The organism is Lactiplantibacillus sp. DA1 (assembly GCF_032681335.1).
Lineage (GTDB): Bacteria > Bacillota > Bacilli > Lactobacillales > Lactobacillaceae > Lactiplantibacillus.
Genome location: NZ_JAWHTQ010000002.1, coordinates 209,836 through 227,371, shown reverse-complemented (window position 1 = coordinate 227,371; position 17,536 = coordinate 209,836). Strand labels below are relative to the sequence as shown.

Sequence of the window (17,536 nt, the reverse complement as noted above, 5' to 3'; positions counted from 1 at the left end):
AGCTATGCTGGATGCTAAATCAGGATAGACGACTTATTCGCGATAGCCCAAAATAGTTGTGATATCTAAATTCAGTGCTTTAGCAACGCGGGTGCCGTAAGACTTATCGGCCGCGTAAAATTGTTGAATCTCAAGTTCTTTAACGCCGGGGAGGGTCACTTGTCCAAGCGTATTTTTGATGGTTTCAATCAGGCGGGCTTGCTCTGATGCACTCATTAGACGATATAGGTTACCAGCTTGAGTCGTATTATCAATATGATGGGTGTACGGTTGAGCTTGTGCATCGCCCGTAATCGGAGCTGCTTGTATGGCTGCGTCAGCGACTTCTTGGGGGCCATTCAGTGAATTTGGCTCATAATTGACGGCTGCCCCTTGATTATCAGCTTTCATGTAGCCATCGCGTTCGTAATTATGCACAGGAACGATGGGCTTGTTAACTGGTAAATCTTCAAAGTTAACGCCCAAACGGTAGCGTTGAGTATCTTTATAGGAAAATAGGCGGCCCTGTAACAATTTGTCTGGTGAAGGTTCTACGCCAGGAACAAAGTTAGCGGGCGACATAGCGGCCTCTTCGATATCCGTAAAATTATTAATTGGATTTTCGTTCAACGTAATGCGACCGACTTTGATGAGTGGGTAATCTTTATGGGACACAACTTTAGTTACATCGAAAATATCCCACTGGTAGTCTAAACCTGCTTGATATGGTATAAGTTGTACATAGAGTGTCCAAGACGGATAATTACCAGTTTCGATGGCGTCGTATAGGTCGTCTTGAAGATGGTCAAGATTTTTGAGTGTCATTTGGTCAGCCGCCGCTGCTGTCATATTCTTAACGCCTTGATCAGCAATAAAGTGATATTTGATCCAGAATGAGTTGCCCTGTTGACTGACCCACTTAAATGTGTGCGAGCCATAGCCATTCATTGTTCGGAATGAAGCGGGCAGCCCACGATCACCCATTAAATAGGTGACTTGATGCAGTGATTCCGGTGAGTGTGACCAGAAGTCCCATTGCATATTTTGTGTACGCCGGTTGGTTTTTGGATCACGCTTTTGCGAGTGAATAAAATCCGGAAATTTTAGAGGATCGTTGACGAAGAAAATTGGCGTGTTGTTACCGACGATGTCATAATTACCTTCTTGGGTGTAGAACTTCATCGAGAAGCCGCGAACATCGCGGACGGTGTCAGGGTACCCTTTTTCACCAGCGACCTGTGAGAACCGCATGATTAGGGGCGTTTTTTTACCAACACCGTTGAAGAGATCGGCTTTAGTATAAGCACTCATATCATTGAGAAGTTCAAAGTAACCCTTAGCACCGGCCCCCTTAGCATGAACAACTCGTTCGGGAATCCGTTCACGGTCAAAATGGGCTAACTTTTCTAATAAATCGTAGTCTTGCATCAGCACTGGTCCACGGGTCCCCGCTGTTTGTGAATGCTCGTTATTGGCCCATGGTTGACCTGCTTCAGTCGTCAATTTGTCTGCCATCATTCATCTTCCTTTCTGTAAGAACCGACAATAAAAATAATTAAATTTTGTACAATTAAAATGCTAACATGCAATCTTACTTTGACGCCAGTCGTTGATAATCTGATAACTAAGATTTTGCGAATTAAGTCAATTGGTTTGTTAGTTCGCTGTGTAAATCAATAATGACATTTGCAATCAACGTTGTTATACCAATGTTTGCCGTTGGTTGTGACAATGGTCAGTGACCTTTATTGACAGATTTTAAGGATGGTGGTCGTGCGTTAATATCGATAGACGGTCCGATCGTAAAGTGTCAATTAGCCTTAAAAATGCGGCCCGTGTGGGATCATAATTAAAGCGCCGGCATCCAGATCTTATTTAGATCTGAACACCGGCGCTGTTGAGTTGGCTTGTGAGAGGGCAAACGACTATTTGGCGCTAGAATGTGCAAAGACGTCGGTCGCGATTTGGACGGCCGTCAGTACACGTGGAAAACCAGCGTAGGGAAGGCATTGAACAAAAGTAGCCATGATCTCAGCTTTGGTAATGCCGATATTTAAGGCATTCTGAAGGTGAACGCGTAGCTGATAATTCGTATCACCGAGTGTCAATAGGACGGTCAGAGTGATGATTTCTTTTTGTTTTAGACTCATCCCAGGTTGACCAAAAATATCATTGAAGACGAATTCTGAAATATATTGGCTGAGTACTGGCGCAGTATTGGCTAAGGAGGCTTTCAATTGCGCTGCTGCTTCCGGGTTTAACGTTTTAAAGATTTTGTCACCGTTGCTAGCCCGTTTTGATTCTGTCATGAACAATCACTACTTTCTTAAATAGAATGACGCCCAGTGTACCCGAGGTCGATTAATTTTGACAATCAAAGCTGTATGTAAGGCTGATGACTTTACTAAATATTTGATGTGCTGGCGATAGTGGTTATAGTGCTTAGCTGATTTGACACTTGGGTTGCTATGGTTTTTTACTAAATAAATAAACGTCCTGCAATGAACACACTGGTTCATTACAGGACGCATGTCTTTAACCATAACGACTGTAAGCCATGAGATCAAAACAACGTTGCTGACCTTCTCTTTTAATAACGAGGGGATAACCAGCTTAGTTAACGGTCACCTCTTTAGTGATTTGCCCAGCATCTGGATCGGTCAGATAATTCAGGCTACTGGTGAGTGCCACTCGGGCTGGCCCAGCTTTGACCGTAATGGTCGCGGCCGATTCGCCAGGATGTTGTTGATCCATTTGGTTAAAAATATCGATGTCTGTTTGCGGCAAAGCGCTAGCTGCAACGATGGTACTGGTTTTGTTATATGTCGTGACAAGTTGCTGATTGATGCGAATGATTTTGTTGGCGTTAATAACGATGTACAACATACCAGTGCTGTCGCCACTAGCAACAGTATTATGCGCCAACTGGTAACCGGCGTGAGCGGCATCAGTTTTGAAGGCAGCGTAGGTTACATTTTGGTTTAATGAGCCTAATGAATAACGACTGAGGTCTTGGATCGCGGAGCGTTCATAACTATCATACCGATGCTGATACAGGTAACCATTTTTAATCATTAGCTTGCCGGTGTCGCTAGCACTTGTTGTTGTTTCGGCAGCAATCCAAGTGCCATTGAGTTGATTAACGCTAATGTGCCTAGGGGTCACTTTAGTACTCGTGTCGGTAAAAGAGCGACCGCGGTCAATGGTTGTAGGCTGATCAGTATCTGAGTATTGCATATTAATGGCGTAGAGATGATGGCCTTTAGCAACGAAGGCCGTGGCCACTGGTAAAGGGTCGGTGCTGCTACCAGTTTCTAAGTAGATCAAGTCGGTCAACTTACTGATTTTAATCGGTGCGCCAAGTTTTTTTAGAACCGCGTTGACTTGGCTGACTGACATGTAATGAAGTCGATGACGGTAACTTTTCATAATATGCCGTTGTTGAGCGCGCTGCCATTTAGAGAACGAGACTTGACGGTGTTTGATGCCTACTGATAAAAACTGGCCTTGGCTAGTTGTCCAACTTGATTGGGTGGTTGTCTTGTCGACAACTGAGGCTTCTAATTTGCTGGCAACACCGTGCTTCGTCTGTTTAGAACTAACCGCTTGATCAAAAGTCCACGTTTTGGTCTTTGCTTGGAGTACTTTTTGGGTCGTCGCTTTGACGGGGTGGTGATGGGCTGGGGCGAATGTTTGGGTTGTACAACCAGCGAGTGTGATGCCGATTGTAATAAGCAAAATAGCCAATTTGTGCATTTGGGGATTCCTCCGAATCAATGAAAAATATGTATAATAACCATCAGTATAGCATATGTGATTGTGCCGAGTGTCAATTGGATTGAACAGGTTAAGACGTCCTGCAGCGGTTTGTTATTGAGCTTACAATTCTTTGTTGGCGCTGTTTTAGAGATGATAACAATGTTAAGCATTAATGATGACGAAAAAACGTGTCCGGTGAAGTGACGATACGACACTCAACTAATAACATTGTGAAAAGTATTCGTTAATTAATTGGCCTTACCTGCCAATGATGAGCTACGAACCGTTTTGAGAATGAAGATCAATAGAATGCCAGCTATTTAAGGATAACGATGAACTTTCGTGGACGTGATTGATCAATACTAATAACCATATTCTATCGAAAAAATAATGAGAACAGGTTTTACTTTGTGTAAAAATGAACTACAATATAAATGGTTAATGTAAACGATTGCATGAATTTACTTTCAGTTTGATAATTGTGATAGTCAAGTTAAGAAATACAGGGAGGTAATCTTATGAGTAGTCGTGATACGGCAAACGTTTTATGGTTTGATGAATTACACCGTGAAGATGTGAACCTAGTGGGTGGTAAATCGTCTTCACTAGGTGAAATGACGTCATCGATGGATGTTCCAGTCCCGTATGGTTTTGCGACCACTGCCCGGGCGTATCAGTACTTCATGACCCAGACGGGATTGAATGATAAGGTCAATGATTTGTTAGCCAGCATTCAGGATTATGAAAATTCTGATGAATTGCATGCTGCGTGCGAACAAATTCGTAACTTGATCGTGAACGCGACAATGCCCGCAGATCTGGCGGCTGATATTGAACAAGCCTATGCGGATCTCGCTAAGAAAATGGGGCAAACTGATCCGTTCGTGGCGATTCGCTCTTCAGCGACTGCGGAAGACTTGCCAAACGCTTCATTTGCCGGCCAACAAGAATCTTACTTAAATATTAAGGGTGCTGCCGATGTCGTTAACCGGGTTCAACAATGTTACTCGTCACTGTTCACGGATCGCGCGACATATTATCGGCACAAACAGCATTTTCCACACGAAAAAGTGGCCCTCTCAGCGGCGATTCAAATGATGGTCTTTTCTAAGGCTTCTGGGATCATGTTCTCCGTCAATGTAGCGGATGGGGATGCTTCCAAAATCGTGATCGATGCCATTTATGGTTTGGGTGAATATATTGTCTTGGGCAAAGTTACCCCGGATCACTTTGTTATCGATAAACAATCAATGAAAATTGTTGAAAAGAATATTATCAAACAACCTGTCCAATTAATGCGGTTACCGGGTGGCGGAACCAAGGAAGAGTCCGTCCCCGATGAATTACAGGGTCAGCCAGTATTAACAGATGCGCAAGTCATTGAATTGGCGGGCTACGCTAAAGAAATCGAACGGCATTACGGTTGCTATATGGATATGGAATACGCCCTGGACACGAATACCAACCGGCTATGGATCGTTCAAGCGCGGCCAGAAACGGTTTGGTCACAGCGTAATAAGCACAGAGATGCAGCTGACGATGAAGACGTTGTGGATGAGGCGGATGCTAAAGTTGTCGTCCGGGGACTACCAGCTAGTCCTGGCTTAGCCAGTGGGGTCGTGCATGTCATTGATAATCCGAAAGACATTGATCAGTTCAAGCAAGGCGAAGTGTTAGTGACGTTAATGACATCACCAGATTGGGTACCGGCAATGAAGAAAGCCGCAGCTATCGTGACTAATAACGGCGGCATGACTTGTCACGCTGCGATCGTTTCTCGTGAGATGCAGATTCCATGTATTGTCGGCACTAAAAGTAAGGAAGTCGCGGCAACAGACGTCTTGAAGACCGGCGATGTCGTAACCGTCGATGCTAAGAACGGGGTTGTTTATCAAGGTAAAGTCGCCAGCATGTTGAAGCCTAAGAACGGTGCAACAGCAGCCATTGGTCAAGTGGTCGCCGCTGAGAATTTTGCCCCAACTGCAACGGGCGTCATGATGAACTTGGGTGATCCTGATCTGGCTGACAAATACTCAAGTTTACCAGCTGATGGCATCGGCCTAATGCGTGAAGAGTTCCTATGGACAACCTTTATTCATGAACATCCACTATACTTGATCGAGCAGGGTCACCCTGAAAAGGTGGTTAATATGTTGGCGGATGGGATTGCGAAGGTTGTTCGGGCAATGGCACCACGGCCAGTCGTCCTACGCTTCTCAGACTTTAAGTCGAGTGAGTATCGCAATCTAAAGGGCGGCGATAAGTACGAACCACATGAACCAGCTGACTTGCTTGGTTGGCGGGGCGCATCTCGGTATTACGATCCGAAATATATCGAGGCCTTCAAGTTGGAACTGGCTGCGGTCAAAAAGGTTCGCAATGAATTTGGTTTGAAGAACTTGAATGTCATGATTCCATTCGTACGAACCGTCGACGAAGCACAAAAAGTAACGACCATTATGCGCGATGAAGGCCTAGCTCGGAGTGCTGACTTCAAAGTCTATATGATGGCTGAAATCCCAACCAATATTATTTTGGCCGACCAATTCAACCAATTCGTTGATGGTTATTCAATCGGTTCGAATGACCTTGCAATGCTGATTCTAGGTTGTGACCGTAATAATGATACGGTGGCCCACCTCTTTGATGAGCGGAACTTGGCTGTTAAACGGGCGATTCGGCACCTGATTAAGACGGCTCATAAAGATGGCAAGACGGTTTCGATTTGTGGTCAAGCACCATCAGAGTACCCAGAGTTTACTAACTTCCTGATTCAAAGCGGCATCGACTATGTTTCAGTCAATCCGGATATGGTCAAGGAGACTAAACGAAACGTGGCGCACTTTGAACAACGCATTATGTTGGACAAAGCGACTGGCCGGGGCTTACAGGACCCAATTGATTATAAATGGTAAACTATGATTCCTGTTAAAAGTTAAATAATCACTAAAGGCGGACCAATTCGTAACTGAATTGGTCCGCCTTTAAATTTGTTTAGAGCAAAATACTGACTCATGGTTAATTCGGAGCAAGTGGTCATCTGAAAATGACGGTCAGGTGGTATATGACTTACTTTTTAAACTGCTTCAAGTACCGACTAGCAAATAATTTGTGAAACCTAACGCCCAAAGTTGGATTGGCAGCGTCAATATCCGCATACATTGCGGTGGTAATTTTGGTTAACAAGGGCGCCAGTTGATCGAGCTCGTCGTCAGAAAGCGTGTTGACAAATGGAGGGACCTCCTGGGCTGCGGATGCAATCTCTTTGCGACCAGCAGCCGTTAAGTTCACAAGGTTGACGCGGCGATCTTTGGTGGACTTGGATAAAGTGACCAACTGACGATTGACAAGTTTATAGACGAACTCGCTCGTTGATTGCGGCGACATACCAAGACGACTTGCTAACTGTTTTTGTGAGAGGTGGTCCTCATCGGCTAGTGCTAGTAGAATCTTGCCCTGACCTTCAACGGTTATTCTTGGACGGGCCTGCTTGACAATGTCATCATAGATTTTGCTTAGTTGTTCGTACTCGGCCAATTTTCCGGCGACTAGTTCTGCCTTAATATTCGTTGTCACGATTGATCATTCCATTCGTTCTTTTCTTAAGTATACAACATTCTCTGGTATGCGGTACGTTAAGGTTAGTTGATTTTTAGATTGATGGTCAATAATTAGTCGTTGACAATTTAGTCAGGGGACCTTAATATATATATTTCGTCAGGGGACCCGATTAATTTGTGGGAGGTTTTAACTTGGATGAAGAAATGATGATTCAAATGACCCATGTTCAGAAGCGATTTGGAACGAAAGTCGCCGTTCAAGACTTGTCACTGCAAGTCCAACGGGGTGAAATTTTTGGCTTGTTGGGTCCCAATGGTGCGGGTAAAACGACGGCCATCAGGATGATGACGACCCTATTACGACAAGATGCTGGGAAAATCTTAGTCAATGGGTTTGATTCGTTGTCACAAGCCCGACGTGTTCGCCAGCAGTTTGGTCTAACGGGGCAGACAGCCAGTATCGACCAGGACTTGAGTGCGCGGGAAAACTTGCAGATTTTTGGGCGCTTGAATGGTTTAAGTCGTGCGGCGGCGAAGCATCGAGCGATGGAATTACTGACGGATTTTGATTTGAAGCAGTCTGCGGATCACGTTTTGGCCACATTTTCTGGCGGGATACGGCGACGATTAGATTTGGCGGTTAGCTTGATTGGTAAACCGGCCATTCTTTTTCTCGATGAACCGACCACGGGCTTGGATCCGCGGACAAGAACGCAGATGTGGCAGGCAATTCGTCAACTAGTGGCCGATGGTTCGACTGTGGTGCTAACGACTCAGTACTTAGAAGAAGCCGACCAGTTAGCCGACCACATTGCGCTCATAGATCATGGCCAGTTAGTCGCCAGTGAGACGCCCACCGCTTTGAAACAAACAGTAGGGGGTCAAGAGCTTGAATTGGAAGTCAGTGCGACGACGGCCGTCACAACGGCTAAGGATATCTTACAAGCCATGCTCGGTCAAGATGTCCGTGTTGCGGAACGGACCCTAACAGTGCCGTTGGATACCGCTAGCTTGACGCCGGTCACTGAAATTCTGATGCAGTTACAAGCTGCTCAAATCACGGTCAGTAACTTTGCGATGCACGCGCCATCGCTCGATGATGTGTTTTTTAAACTGACCGTGGGCACAAATTAGAGGAGGTCAAAGAGATGGAAATCAAACAACCAGCAGAGTTAAGTCATGTTTTGACAATGACGCATCGGAACTTATTAAAAATGTGGCATAATCCAGATAATGTTAGTGACGTGGTGATACAACCAATTATTTTTACCCTATTATTCGGTTACTTGTTTGGTGGGGCGATTGCGGGCAGTGTCCAGGCCTATTTACCAATGCTAGTTACCGGTATTTTGATTCAAAGTATTTTGAATGCAGCATCGGGATCCGGCCAGCAATTACGTGAAGACATTAACGCGGGGGTGTTTGACCGCTTCAAGACGCTACCGATTTCACCGATCGTACCGTTAGCCGGTCAGTTAGTGGGAGATGTTTTCCGATTGCTTATTTCTGGCTTGATGGCACTGGTGACAGCTTTTATGATGGGCTGGCGACCCGTTGTTAGTCCGTTAGTATTGATCGGCGTTTTACTGCTGGCAGTATTTGTTGGATGGTCGCTTTCATGGGTCTTTGCTTTAGTTGGTTTAATGGTCAAAAATGCGGCCCTGATTGGCAGCCTGTCAATGATCATTATTTTAGTGCTGACTTTTTTATCTAACGCCTTTATTCCGACTAAGACGTTACCACATTTGTTGCAAACAATTGTCCGATTGAATTCGGTCAGTCTAACAATTACCGTGATGCGCACAATTTTGCGGACTGGCCATTGGGGGCCCGATGCATTTGGTGTACTGTTAAGTGGTTTCCTTATTATTGTGATTTTTATGCCGTTAACTGTTTTGGCATATCGCCGATTTAGTTAACGGCACGCTAAAAATAGTGTGTGTTGCGGCTTGATGACCGGCAGCGCACACTATTTTTGAAATGGGGCATTACTGCCCGTTCGAAATTGATGATGATGAAAAGTGTCAGATAAGTGGAGACTGATACTTGCGAGGGCCAATGGTTGGCCGCAATTGTTGTTCGTGGTGCCAACAAGCGATAATGAGCAAAATAATAATCAATACTTGCATAGAAGATAAAACGAAGTCCGTCAATCCATAGGCTAGAATGATGGGCAAAGTCATCATAAAGTAACGCAAATTTGGCGTACGATACTGGTGCCAATATTTGGTTAAGTGCCAGCCACTGCTGAGGACTAAGTAAATAAAGCCGGCACCGCCTAGGATACCAAAAGAAGCTAGTAGCATGAGCAAAATATCGTGGGCGTGTGGGACGTAGGTTCCCGTCAATTGCAAATAGTGCCGGGCAAAGCCAAAATACGTCACGCCGAGGTACGGGGCCTGTTTGAAAACGGTGAAGCTGTTGTGCCAAATCGTCAAGCGACTTTGAAGCGCGGTGATGGTCGAAGCACTTCTGGGGAAAACGTGCCAGACAATTAAACTGCCAGCAATCAAGATTGTTGTAACCAAAATGCGATGGTGACGGCAAAGCTGGTAAGTCGTCATGATCAGAATGGCTATCATGATCATGAGCCCTGTGCGCGATTTGGTTTGATAAATACCTACACACAGTAGGCCAACGAAGCACCAGTTCGCTAGTGGCCAGCGGGTGAAGGGGTGAACGCTTTCATGACTTAATTGCGTCAATAGTAAACCGAGGGCAATCAATAATAGACAGCAGGCATCGTTTGGATTGTAGGCGGAACCGAATAAACGATTTTGATTAGCGGCATAGCCCCACAATAAATCGCCCAACAGGAATTTTAACCAAGTCGGTAGTGTCAATACTTGGTTGAGCCAATGAAACGCAAAGCCGCTGATTGTAATATACAAGCCGAATTGGATGACGAATTTACGCAGTTCGTGCCACGCAATTGATTGGGTTGATTCACGGCATAGTAGCCATAAATTGCCCAATACAAAAAGCATTAAAACGGACAGTGCAACGCTGCGATAATCACGGTGATTGAGATTGAGCGTTGTGACACCCATTAGCAGGACAATAAATCCTAACAATGGGTCATGACGGCCGAATTGTCGCGGGTGTTTGAGTAGCGCCAGCCATTGCCAGCGGCTTAAATAAATGAGCCAACCGATTCCCACCGGTGGCAGAATGGCTAATAATTTTAGGCCAGTCAAAAATGGCGACGTCGTTACAAGACGTTTTCGCATGATTAATCAAACTTTCTCTCGTTAGAAGATAAAATACATGTCGCTTGTCAGTCGACATTACTATTATGGCACGCAAGCTTGCTAGCTGAACTTAGGTTTATGGAATTTTAGTTAGTTTGAACAAAGCTTAGGAATTTTCAGAAAAAATTAACCAGCTGAATGCGTATTCATGGTGAAGCATGGTAAAATATGATTAGTGGCGGATGGTACTAGTCAAGTTAATATAACGCGTACCATGCGTAGTTAGTTAAACGGTATAATTAAAACAATTAGACTGGGAAGACTTGCCAATAATTGCTGAAAGTCGTGTTGTTGATACTTTATTAGCGTGGGTAAGTCTGACCGAATTAAAGGGGAACTGTATGTGGATGCAAAACAATTATCACAACGATTAGCAACGGTTGGCGCTTTCGTCCAGCCGGGCGCTCGCGTGGCCGATATTGGGTCAGATCACGCTTATTTGCCAGCTAATCTCGCATTAAATCACCAAATTAGTTATGGTATCGCCGGTGAGGTCGTTCAAGGTCCCTTTGAGAACGCGCGCCATGAGATTCAAAAGCTAGGCTTAACTGATGTCTTGGTGGCCCGGTTGGCTGACGGATTGGCTGCGATTGAGCCGACTGATCGTATTGATACGGTGACGATTGCCGGAATGGGCGGTCCTTTGATTCGTCATATTCTCGAGCAAGGTGCGCCAAAACTTGTAGGTGTTCAACGGCTCATATTGGAGCCTAACGTTGGTGAAGCAACGGTACGTGAATGGCTAGCTGCTAATCAGTTTCAGATTGTGGCTGAGCGAATTCTGGCAGAAGATGGTCATACTTATGAGATTCTTTGTGCGGACCGCGTTGATCATGCAGTCACATATACAGCCGCTGAGCAGTTGTTTGGTCCGTTCCTGTTAACTGAGCAGTCGCCGGTATTTATTGCCAAGTGGCAGCGCGAACTACAGCGAGTGAACGCTGCGGTTGCGCAAATGCAGCGGGCTAAAGTGATTCCAGCGGAGCACTTGGCGCGCGCTAATGCCAAAATTAAATTGATTGAAGGAGTCTTGACGGATGCAAGCAAGTGAATTAATCGCGCGCTTTGAAAAATTTGCGCCACTCAAGTTGAAGTGGGAGCATGATCCCACCGGATTACAAATCGGCGATCCTCATCAGGACATCCACAAGGTGTTAGTTACCCTGGATGTGCGGCCGGAAGTTGTCCAAGAAGCCATCACGATCGGTGCTGACATGATTTTTGCTCATCATCCCGTCATGTTTCGACCGGCCAACAATCTTGATTATCAGGATCCTCAAAAAGCAATGTATGCAGAACTTGCAGCCCACCACATCTTGGTGTACGCGGCCCATACGAATCTGGACTGTGCTGAGGGCGGGATGAACGATTGGCTTGCGGCGGCCCTAGACTTGCAAAACGTCCAGGGGTTGGTTCCTGGGTACCATGCACAGGCTGTTAAGCTGACCCTAACGGTACCGACCGATCAAGTTGAAACGGTACAGGAATACTTAACGAATACCGTGGGTGCCACGCTAGATCGTTACGCTGTCAACTCGGGTGAACAGTTCAGCGTCGACTTACTAGCCGATCAGATTCCAACTGCGGTAGCGGGCATTAATGACTTAGCCGCTGACACGTGGGATTACCAGGTTGTGCCACTGTTGTCTGGCGGTCATCAGTATTATATGGGCCGAGTCGGTGATTTGCCGACACCGTTACCAGCGCAGGCATTTGCCGAACAGTGTAAGCAAGCATTTGGTGTCAGTGGGCTGCGACTAGTCAGCGCTGATTCTCAACAACGGATCAGCCGTGTCGCTGTCCTCGGCGGCGATGGTGGTAAGTTCTATCCCCAAGCGTTGCGAGCAGGTGCACAAGCTTACGTGACCGGGGATGTCTATTATCACACCGGTCACGATATGCTGGCAGCCGGGTTGACGGTCATTGATCCAGGCCACCATATCGAGAGTATTTGTAAGTCACAGCTCACTAAGCTGTTTGATCAATGGCGTGTACAAGCTGGCTGGCCAATCGAGATTGTGGCGTCTCAGCTGAATACTGATCCGTTTACCTTCATCTAAGTTAATCATGAACTTTAATAAGGAAAGGAAGTTATCATATTGTCAAAATATCCAAACTTAATTTCAGATTTTTTAACCTTTGTCAAAATTAATAGTCGTTCAGATGAGGAATCAACGACAATTCCTTCGTCACCACGTGAAACGGCCTTTTTAAAGCAATTAATGAGTAAGCTCACTGATTTAGGCTTGAGCGATGTTGAACAGGATGCGCAAAGTGCGTACGTTTTTGCGACGATTCCTGCGAATAGTGACAAAGCTGTTAAAACCCTTGGCTTCATTTCACATATTGATACGGCTGACTTTAACGCGGAAAATGTCAATCCACAAATTGTTGACAATTATGACGGTGAATCAGTTATTAAGCTCGGCAACGGGGACTATGTGTTGGATCCGGCGGTCTTCCCAAACTTAAAGAACTATGCTGGTCACACGCTGATCACAACTGATGGAACCACGCTGCTTGGAGCTGATGATAAGTCTGGTGTTGCTGAAATCATTAGTGCTGCGGAATATTTGTTGGCCCATCCTGAGATCAAACATGGCAAGATTCGCTTAGCTTTTGGTCCCGATGAAGAAATTGGGACTGGGGCTGATCACTTTAATGTGCCTGCCTTTGGCGCCGATTATGCCTACACCGTCGATGGTGGTCCGCTTGGTGAACTGGAGTATGAAACGTTCAACGCGGCCCAAGCGACGGTGACGATTACAGGCGTCAACGTTCATCCAGGGGAAGCTAAGGATAAGATGGTCAACGCCTTGCAGTTAGCCGTTGATTTTCAATCGGCGTTACCCGCACATGATGTCCCGGAACACACGGAAGACCGTGAAGGGTTCTTCTTCTTGCTTAGTTTAGACGGGACCGTTGACAGCGCTAAGATGACTTACATTATTCGTGATCATGACCGCGATAAGTTCGAAGCACGTAAACGGTTATTTATGGCGGTTGCGGATCGGCTGAATTTGGCTGACGGTGTGGCCCGGATCAAGGTCGACATGAAGGACCAGTATTACAATATGCGCGAAATCATTGAAAAAGATATGCGGGTCGTTGAATTGGCCAAACAAGCCATGCTCAAGCTCGGTATCACGCCAGCCATTTATCCAGTTCGTGGTGGGACGGATGGCTCCAAGATCTCATTTATGGGCTTGCCGACACCAAACTTGTTTGCTGGTGGTGAGAACATGCACGGTCGGTTTGAATACGTTTCAGAACAAGTGATGGCTCAAGCCGTGGACGTTGTCTTACAAATCGTTCAGGATAATTATGACCAAGACTAAATTCTTGACCTTGTTTGACCTTACGGGTTATACTCTAATAGTCAATAAAGGTCAAACGAAAATTGGCAGCTATGACGGCTGCCTTTTTGCTACCGTTTTTGAGGAGGTACGTAAATATGAATCCAGAACAATTTACAGAAAGTTTACAACAAGCCTTACAACAGGCACAACAAATCGCACAAACACGGCGCCATCAAGAAATTGGGGTGCCCCATCTATTTAAATTTTTAACGCAGCCGGGGGAACTGGTTCGGCAGATCTTTAGTGAGGCCGGCGCTGATTTAGACCAATTACAAACAGAACTCGACCGTGAGCTGGATGACATTGCCGTTGTTAGCGGTGGTAACGTTCAGTATGGTGGCAGTATGAGCAGTAGTCTAGCTACGCTGATGCAGGCTGCCGATGCTAAGCGTAAATCGTTAGGTGACGAGTATCTCGCAACGGATACCTTAGCCCTAGCGTTGATGGACCAGACCGGGGATCAGTTGACCAAATACTTGCAGCAGCAAGGGATTACAGCTGGACAAGTTAAGAATGCCGTTGATCGTATTCGGGGTGGTCAACGGGTAACCTCTCGCAACCAAGAAGATCAATATCAGGCCTTAGAAAAATACGGGGTCGATTTAGTTAAGCAGGCACGGCAAGGTAATCAGGACCCGGTCATTGGTCGGGATGAAGAAATTTTGGACGTGATTCGAATTTTGTCACGGAAAACCAAGAATAACCCTGTTCTAATTGGGGAACCGGGTGTTGGTAAGACGGCGATTGTTGAAGGCTTGGCCCAACGGATCGTTCGTGGCGATGTGCCGGAGAACTTGAAGGATAAGACGTTATTTTCGCTAGATATGGGATCCTTAATTGCCGGAGCAAAATATCGTGGTGAATTTGAAGAACGACTCAAAGCGGTATTGAAGGAAATCAAGAAGAGTGATGGGCAAATCATCATGTTCATTGATGAAATTCATAATATCGTTGGTGCCGGTAAGACGGAAGGTAGTATGGACGCCGGTAATTTATTAAAGCCAATGTTGGCACGTGGTGAACTTCATTTGATTGGGGCTACGACATTGGACGAATATCGCCAGTACATGGAAAAAGATAAGGCGTTAGAACGGCGTTTCCAAAAAGTGTTAGTTGCTGAACCCAGTGTTGAAGATACAATTAGTATTTTACGGGGCTTAAAAGAACGCTTTGAAATTCATCATGGCGTTCGGATTCACGACAATGCCTTAGTAGCCGCCGCGAAGTTGTCTGATCGTTACATTACGGATCGGTATTTACCTGATAAGGCGTTGGACTTAGTCGATGAAGCGTCTGCAGAAATCCGGGTCGAAATGAATTCTAATCCGACCGAACTAGATCAAGTTAATCGGCAATTAATGCGCTTAGAAGTCGAAGAAGCGGCACTCAAGAAAGAAACCGATGATGCTTCCGTTAAACGTTTGGCTGATGTGCAAAAAGAATTGGCCAGTGCGAAGGAAAAACAGCGGGCATTGGCCGAACGTTGGGATAGTGAAAAGAAGAGTCTGCAAGCATTGAGTGATAAAAAGTCTGCGTTAGATAAAGCTAAACATGACTTGGAAAATGCTGAAAATAATTATGATCTGGAACAAGCGGCTAAGTTGCAACACGGGACGATTCCTAAGTTGGAACAAGAACTAACCGCCATGGAAGCTAATGATCATCATGAAGACTGGCTCGTTGAAGAGTCGGTTACGCCAGATCAGATTGCCAATGTGGTTTCCCGGATGACGGGTATTCCAGTAGCCAAGCTGGTTGCCGGTGAACGAGAGAAATTATTACACTTGGCAGACCATTTACATGAACGGGTCGTTGGTCAGGACGCAGCGGTCAATGCGGTTTCAGATGCCGTATTACGTTCGCGGGCCGGCCTGCAAGATCCTAACCGTCCCTTAGGTTCCTTTATGTTTTTAGGGCCAACTGGGGTGGGCAAGACTGAGTTAGCGAAAGCACTAGCTGAAAATTTATTTGACGCCGATGATCACATGGTTCGTATCGACATGAGTGAGTACATGGAAAAGGAATCCGTCTCACGGCTAGTCGGGGCAGCACCTGGCTACGTTGGCTACGAAGAAGGCGGTCAGTTGACTGAAGCTGTTCGTCGTAATCCGTATTCAATCGTTTTATTTGATGAAATCGAAAAGGCCCATCCAGATGTCTTTAACATTTTGTTACAAGTGTTAGACGATGGGCGTTTAACGGATGGTCAGGGACGGACAGTTGACTTTAAGAATACTATCCTGATCATGACGTCGAATTTGGGCTCAGAGCTATTGCTGGCTGGTGTTGATGATCAGGGGCATTTGTCCGATGAGACGCATCAACAAGTCATGCAGCTGGTTCAAAGCCGGTTTAAACCAGAATTCTTAAACCGGATTGACGACATCATTATGTTTACGCCATTACAATTAGGTGCGATTGAAGCAATCGTGGTGAAATTGATTGCTCGGTTATCGGCACGGCTACAAGACCGTGAAATCACACTGAAAATTTCAGATGAAGCTAAGAAGTGGATTGCTAAGCAGGGGTATGAACCGGCGTATGGGGCGCGGCCACTGCGACGCTTTATTACTAATCATGTTGAAACGCCTCTCGCTAAAGAGATTATTGCGGGCCGCGTAGCTCCTAAATCGACGGTTGCTATTAACTTGATGGACGATCACTTAGTATTTGAAAATCAAACGACTCAACCCGCATAAGTGTTATTAATTGGATTAACAACTGATGATTACGAGTGCTGGTAATAAAAGTCGTATCAGCAAAAAACCTGGACTGTGAGCATCTTTAAATACTCACAGTCCAGGTTTTTGATTATGTGTAGATTGGAACCATATTGGTGATGGTCTAAGATATTATAAGAGAAAAGATGCAAATCGTTACCAAACGCTCAAGAAAGTGCTGACTAACTGTGGATGATTGAACGATTTATCAATTAATTGATTTGCACACATTTTGAGCGGCTGTGGATACCACGTGCCTCGGTCAAAGGGTTCAGCAAAAAGGACGAACAACCCGCATTCGGTTGCTCGTCCTTCTTGTTTGTGTAGCGGCTTAGCTGTGGCATAGCCCCTTCTCATTTTAAATTACTTATTATCTGAACCTTTAGCGGGTTGGGAATGATTAGTAATATAAGTGATGCTGTTGACAACGACTAGCGCAAAGACTGCGGCCACGATGCCAATTTCACCGAAATTATAGTCCAGTTGTTCGAGGGCGCCACCAATGTAGCCGATGACTTCACCGAAGAGGACACTCCAAAAAATAATCGTAAGTTGTCTCATCATTTTCCGACACCTCCCAATGAAAATTATTTTAACACACCGGTGGGAAAAAGCAATTGGATAATAACGGGATATTAAGGCTTTAATTAGAAAAATTAGTCCTAGTAGGTGGTCACCAGGTTGATCTTTGATACCGTAGTCGAGTTGAAGACCATCTTGTTAGTGAACATGGTGACTTATGACTGCCGCTTAGAACAACTGTTTGGTATAATGAATAGTAACTACTACGCGTCATTGGTCAATTGTTCATGAGGTATGCTTGAATGTTTCTCAAGTTGCTGATTGGGTTTGTTAGTAATGGCCTGGTTGACAGCTGATTTCTGCTAGCGGATCACTTCATTGACATC

The 17,536-nt window shown here is 45.4% G+C and carries 13 protein-coding genes; 7 read left to right on the top strand and 6 right to left on the bottom strand.

The features are described from left to right. Nucleotides 1–33: 33 nt before the first annotated feature. The 3 genes from RXV91_RS03660 to RXV91_RS03650 all read right to left on the bottom strand — a co-directional run bounded on the left by RXV91_RS03660 (nt 34) and on the right by RXV91_RS03650 (nt 3,735). Nucleotides 34–1,494 carry a catalase gene (locus RXV91_RS03660; RefSeq protein WP_316438957.1) on the bottom strand — a complete coding sequence of 487 codons (1,461 nt, stop codon included), beginning with the start codon at nt 1,492–1,494 and terminating at the stop codon, nt 34–36. Between the two features lie 410 nt (nt 1,495–1,904). Further along, complete coding sequence (locus RXV91_RS03655) at nt 1,905–2,288, bottom strand: carboxymuconolactone decarboxylase family protein (RefSeq protein ID WP_316438708.1); 384 nt, start codon at nt 2,286–2,288, stop codon at nt 1,905–1,907. Between the two features lie 304 nt (nt 2,289–2,592). Beyond that, on the bottom strand, nt 2,593–3,735 hold the full coding sequence (locus RXV91_RS03650) for a hypothetical protein (RefSeq protein ID WP_316438707.1): 1,143 nt from the start codon (nt 3,733–3,735) through the stop codon (nt 2,593–2,595). Between the two features lie 521 nt (nt 3,736–4,256). On the opposite strand from RXV91_RS03650, the gene ppsA reads away from it, so the two are divergent. After that, a complete protein-coding gene (gene ppsA, locus RXV91_RS03645; RefSeq protein WP_316438706.1) occupies nt 4,257–6,653 on the top strand; it encodes a phosphoenolpyruvate synthase in 2,397 nt (798 codons plus the stop codon). A 154-nt stretch (nt 6,654–6,807) separates the two neighbouring features. Here ppsA and RXV91_RS03640 read toward each other — a convergent pair whose 3' ends face one another. Further along, a complete protein-coding gene (locus RXV91_RS03640; RefSeq protein ID WP_316438705.1) occupies nt 6,808–7,314 on the bottom strand; it encodes a MarR family winged helix-turn-helix transcriptional regulator in 507 nt (168 codons plus the stop codon). A gap of 176 nt (nt 7,315–7,490) precedes the next feature. On the opposite strand from RXV91_RS03640, the gene RXV91_RS03635 reads away from it, so the two are divergent. Continuing rightward, nucleotides 7,491–8,432: an ATP-binding cassette domain-containing protein gene (locus tag RXV91_RS03635; protein ID WP_316438704.1), complete on the top strand. Its 942-nt coding sequence runs from the start codon at nt 7,491–7,493 to the stop codon at nt 8,430–8,432. Nucleotides 8,433–8,446: 14 nt separating this feature from the next. Continuing rightward, nucleotides 8,447–9,217: an ABC transporter permease gene (locus RXV91_RS03630; RefSeq protein ID WP_316438703.1), complete on the top strand. Its 771-nt coding sequence runs from the start codon at nt 8,447–8,449 to the stop codon at nt 9,215–9,217. Between the two features lie 105 nt (nt 9,218–9,322). Here RXV91_RS03630 and RXV91_RS03625 read toward each other — a convergent pair whose 3' ends face one another. Then, on the bottom strand, nt 9,323–10,528 hold the full coding sequence (locus RXV91_RS03625) for an O-antigen ligase family protein (protein ID WP_316438702.1): 1,206 nt from the start codon (nt 10,526–10,528) through the stop codon (nt 9,323–9,325). A 364-nt stretch (nt 10,529–10,892) separates the two neighbouring features. On the opposite strand from RXV91_RS03625, the gene RXV91_RS03620 reads away from it, so the two are divergent. From RXV91_RS03620 to clpB, 4 genes are all read left to right on the top strand, one after another. Continuing rightward, nucleotides 10,893–11,600: a tRNA (adenine(22)-N(1))-methyltransferase TrmK gene (locus RXV91_RS03620; RefSeq protein WP_316438701.1), complete on the top strand. Its 708-nt coding sequence runs from the start codon at nt 10,893–10,895 to the stop codon at nt 11,598–11,600. Continuing rightward, nucleotides 11,587–12,609: a Nif3-like dinuclear metal center hexameric protein gene (locus RXV91_RS03615; RefSeq protein ID WP_316438700.1), complete on the top strand. Its 1,023-nt coding sequence runs from the start codon at nt 11,587–11,589 to the stop codon at nt 12,607–12,609. The genes RXV91_RS03620 and RXV91_RS03615 overlap by 14 nt, the downstream gene beginning before the upstream one ends. A 39-nt stretch (nt 12,610–12,648) precedes the next feature. Next, on the top strand, nt 12,649–13,887 hold the full coding sequence (gene pepT / locus RXV91_RS03610) for a peptidase T (protein ID WP_316438699.1): 1,239 nt from the start codon (nt 12,649–12,651) through the stop codon (nt 13,885–13,887). Between the two features lie 116 nt (nt 13,888–14,003). Continuing rightward, entirely contained in the window at nt 14,004–16,607 is a 2,604-nt protein-coding gene (gene clpB, locus RXV91_RS03605) for an ATP-dependent chaperone ClpB (RefSeq protein WP_316438698.1), read from the top strand. 384 nt (nt 16,608–16,991) lie between these two features. Here the strand turns inward: clpB and RXV91_RS03600 are convergent, their stop codons facing one another. Beyond that, entirely contained in the window at nt 16,992–17,192 is a 201-nt protein-coding gene (locus tag RXV91_RS03600) for a YjzD family protein (RefSeq protein WP_021731614.1), read from the bottom strand. Nucleotides 17,193–17,536: the final 344 nt, after the last annotated feature.